This is a genomic window from Metabacillus niabensis, from assembly GCF_902829255.1.
In the GTDB taxonomy this organism is placed as follows: domain Bacteria; phylum Bacillota; class Bacilli; order Bacillales; family Bacillaceae; genus Metabacillus; species Metabacillus niabensis.
Window position 1 is genome coordinate 1 of the sequence record NZ_CADEPK010000316.1, and the last position, 3,664, is coordinate 3,664.

The window sequence follows — 3,664 nt, forward strand, 5'->3', positions numbered from 1 at the left end:
GAATATCCCTTATCCTACTCACGTCTATCCCCCTTCTTACTGAAACGCATGCTGTTAAACCTAAATTACATTCCCCTATAGCAATGTATCATTTATTTGAGTAATGACAGTTCCTTCAGGTAAATGAGAACATAAACGATCAGTAGTAGAATATTTCTCCTCATTAGAAAATAAATAAATCCCAGCACCATCGTGACAAATTGTAATAAAGGTCGTATCTGCTTCGATATTAAAAACTGGAATTGATCTTTCCTTTTTCCTTCCCCATTCCGTAACATTTCTTAATTGGAAAACCAAATTATCAGTGTAAGAAATTGCATAAAACTCATTTTGTGTTGGAAGCCAAAAGGTCTCTTCTATAACAAACATTAATTGATTTGAATCGGTAATCTTTACAGTAAAACATGGTGGCTGATAGGAATGTTTTTTTAGAATGGTATAATAGGTTCTTTTTTCCTCAAGATATTTTAACGTGTATTTAATTTTATTATCATTAAATAAAGTGATACATTCGTTCACATTATCATCATATGTAATGAAGGTAAGATACAAAGGATACTTATCCTGTGCGATTAAAAAATCTCGTAAAAATGTTTTATTTTGTTCAACATAATCACCTTCAGAACCTTCACTAATAAAATATGCAGATGCGATTTCACCATTTAACGTTATATAGTAACCAACCTCATCAAAAAATTCTTCTGTTTGTTCTTTTTCTTCAATCCATATTTCTGACATCGTTTACTCCCATCATATTTTTTTAAAAAGTAGAGTGCACTACACATAGTTATGAATAGAATACGTTTTGCAAAATATTTGGTTTCACCTTAATTGGATATGTCTAATTAGCTACACAGTTTAAAGTAATCCCGAAGGTCTTATTCTTCATCTAAATCAATCTAGCTGCTCTACCTATTTGGTTCACCCCTAGTAAAAAAGCGACTACTCTTTATGAATAACCGCATTATCTTATTATATATTTTTCATTATCTCTTATTTCATTTATCACATTAGGAATATCGTCTATAGTGTTTTTACTTGTATCAAGAAGATGTTTTTTATCTAATCCTGACTCTATAAACTCATGGACTAATACTAGACAACGTTCACCCATCCTATTCTCTAGTTTTCTCATATTATCTCTGTTCATTAAAGTTTCATTATCTGTCCATAAAACGACATAACTAACCTCTACATTTAAGTCTTTAAGCTTTTCCCTAAGCCATTTTGCTTCTTGTGGGAAGGTTACATAATCAATGACAACATCATTCCCAAATGAAATAAAATTTTTCGTCAAGCTTAAAATATTCCCCCAAATTAAAGAGAGTTCTTCCTTACTTTCCCAAGGTTTTTTTCTCCCATTAACATGCATATGACTGATGGAATCTCCAGAAATATAAGCACTCCGATATAAACTTTTTACTAGTTGTTTTGAAGTCGTAGATTTCCCAACACCAGATGGACCTGACACAATATAAACCTTGCATACTTCAGCACGTTCCATATCATCTATTCCTCTCTACAGTAGATCGAATAATAAATAGTATTCTAAATATCTAAATAACAATCCTGCTCTAATCAAACAAACCCTTCAACAAAAATAAGACCATCTCAAATGGGAGGAAACCCGCTGAATTTGAGACAGTCTCTATTTATTTAGAAAACCCTTTTACCCCTGACATTTTTAGTCTAAAGTTAATATGTCCGATCACAGATTTTTCTTTAAGAAAACAAGTTGTTCGCTGCACTATTAACAATAATGGGGCTTGTTCAATGCTAAAATACTTTTTTACTATAAATACGGATTGAGAGCATCCATGATAAAATATACAAAACAACGACGAAAACAATCATTAATAAATATAGCTGGGTGGTCGTAAAGGATAAGAATGTTTGAATGATATCCTGTAAAAAAGTATTTAAATCAAATATAAAATTACTGACAATCATATAAATGACAAACGAAATAACCCAAGCAATTAATAAATACTGACTTTTAAAGAAATAAGAAAATGGAAAGGCAATTGAAATAAACAGTGAAACAATGCAAATAATGAACAACAATTGTTCCCATTCGATTATTTCTCCGTTAATCACCCAATTTGCTATAAAAATTGTCAAAAGCACCATAAAGGTAAAAACAAATGCACCAATATATTTTGAACTGACAATTTCTTTTCGTGTATACGGTAAAGCATTCAATAAAACGTTGATAGAGGACTTTTCATCAGTAGCAAATGCTGTCATATTGATGACAATACTAAATAACACACCTATTAAGACCGTAGATGAACCAGAAAATAAATAGATAAATAGAATGGGTAAGAGTATCAGTAATATTTTTTTCTGCAATACGATATCTTTACGAATAAGATTTAGCATATTTTTCATTTCCTTTCTTTGTATAAAACATAATATCCTCAAGAGTCGGTTTCTCTATAATGACTGACTTGCCAAAAATAGCTTCTGCACGCTGCTTATTCGTTGTTAAAGCTTCAAAACCATGATTTGATTTACGAATTGCGATAAATTCCCGTTCTGTATCGCGATCCAATAAATTTGTTTCGCCTTTCACAATCGCATACTCTTCTTCAATTTTATAGTACTCTTTTGTGAAAATATGCTGTCCATTATGAATGAATGTTATATAATCTGCGATTCGATCTAAATCTGTCGTAATATGTGTTGAAAAGAAGATTGTTTTCTCACCATTTTGCATTAGATTATGAAGCAGCTCTAATAGCTCTCGACGAAATATTGGATCTAATCCAGATGTTGGTTCATCCATGATAATGAGCTCTGCATGGTGTGATAAGGCCATTGTTAAAGAAGCCTTCATCATCATCCCTTTTGAAAATGTTTTTATGCTTTTCTTTAAAGGCAGCTCAAACATTTCAACATATTGATGAAATAATGCATCATCCCAGTTTTTATAGGCAGGCTTGATCAATCGCTTCATTTCTTGCAAGGTAAGATTTTCATAAAAAATATTGTCATCAAACACAAAACCGATTCGTTCCTTAATCTCTTTTTCGTGCTTTTTGTAATCCAAACCAAAAATTGAAATTGTCCCACTATCAGGCTTTAGCAAATTCATGATCATTTTGATCGTTGTCGATTTCCCAACCCCATTTCCACCAATAAACCCAGTAACAAAGCCTTTTTTAACCGAGAGAGAGAAGTCCTTCAGTTGAAATCCACTAAAAGCCTTATTTACATGTTGTAGTTCAATTACATTTTCCATCACGATTCCTCCTTATATAAAATCGTAAGCAGTTCACTTAATTCTGGTAAATCGATTCCGATTTCTTTACTGTTTTGGATAGCAGCCATTAATTGTTCTTCGATTACTTTCATTTTTCGCTCCCGAATCATTTCATTATTTTGTTCAGACACGAACGAGCCTTTCCCAACTACCGAGTAGATGAATCCATTTTTTTCGAGCTCCTCATATGCACGTTTTGTTGTTATGACACTTATATCTAAATCTTTAGCTAACTGGCGCATTGAAGGTAAAGACTCCCCAGGTTTCAGTTCATTGGTCAAAATATGCTTTTTTATTTGGGCATAAATTTGCTCATAAATAGGTTCTTTTGAATTATTAGAAATAATAATTTGCATGCAAATACCTCGTTTTTAAATATTGTATATATACTTTATATAC

The 3,664-nt window shown here is 31.8% G+C and carries 5 protein-coding genes; all 5 read right to left on the reverse strand.

Translation table 11 applies throughout. The features are described from left to right. Window positions 1-75: 75 nt before the first annotated feature. Complete coding sequence (locus HU235_RS25665; protein WP_095300687.1) at window positions 76-738, reverse strand: hypothetical protein; 663 nt, start codon at window positions 736-738, stop codon at window positions 76-78. 226 nt (window positions 739-964) lie between these two features. Beyond that, a complete protein-coding gene (locus HU235_RS18240; RefSeq protein WP_174881134.1) occupies window positions 965-1,504 on the reverse strand; it encodes an AAA family ATPase in 540 nt (179 codons plus the stop codon). Between the two features lie 272 nt (window positions 1,505-1,776). Further along, complete coding sequence (locus HU235_RS18245) at window positions 1,777-2,382, reverse strand: ABC-2 transporter permease (RefSeq protein ID WP_095300685.1); 606 nt, start codon at window positions 2,380-2,382, stop codon at window positions 1,777-1,779. Next, window positions 2,363-3,244: an ABC transporter ATP-binding protein gene (locus tag HU235_RS18250; protein WP_095300684.1), complete on the reverse strand. Its 882-nt coding sequence runs from the start codon at window positions 3,242-3,244 to the stop codon at window positions 2,363-2,365. Before HU235_RS18250 ends, HU235_RS18245 begins: the two co-directional genes overlap by 20 nt. After that, a complete protein-coding gene (locus tag HU235_RS18255) occupies window positions 3,244-3,621 on the reverse strand; it encodes a GntR family transcriptional regulator (RefSeq protein ID WP_095300683.1) in 378 nt (125 codons plus the stop codon). Before HU235_RS18255 ends, HU235_RS18250 begins: the two co-directional genes overlap by 1 nt. Window positions 3,622-3,664: the final 43 nt, after the last annotated feature.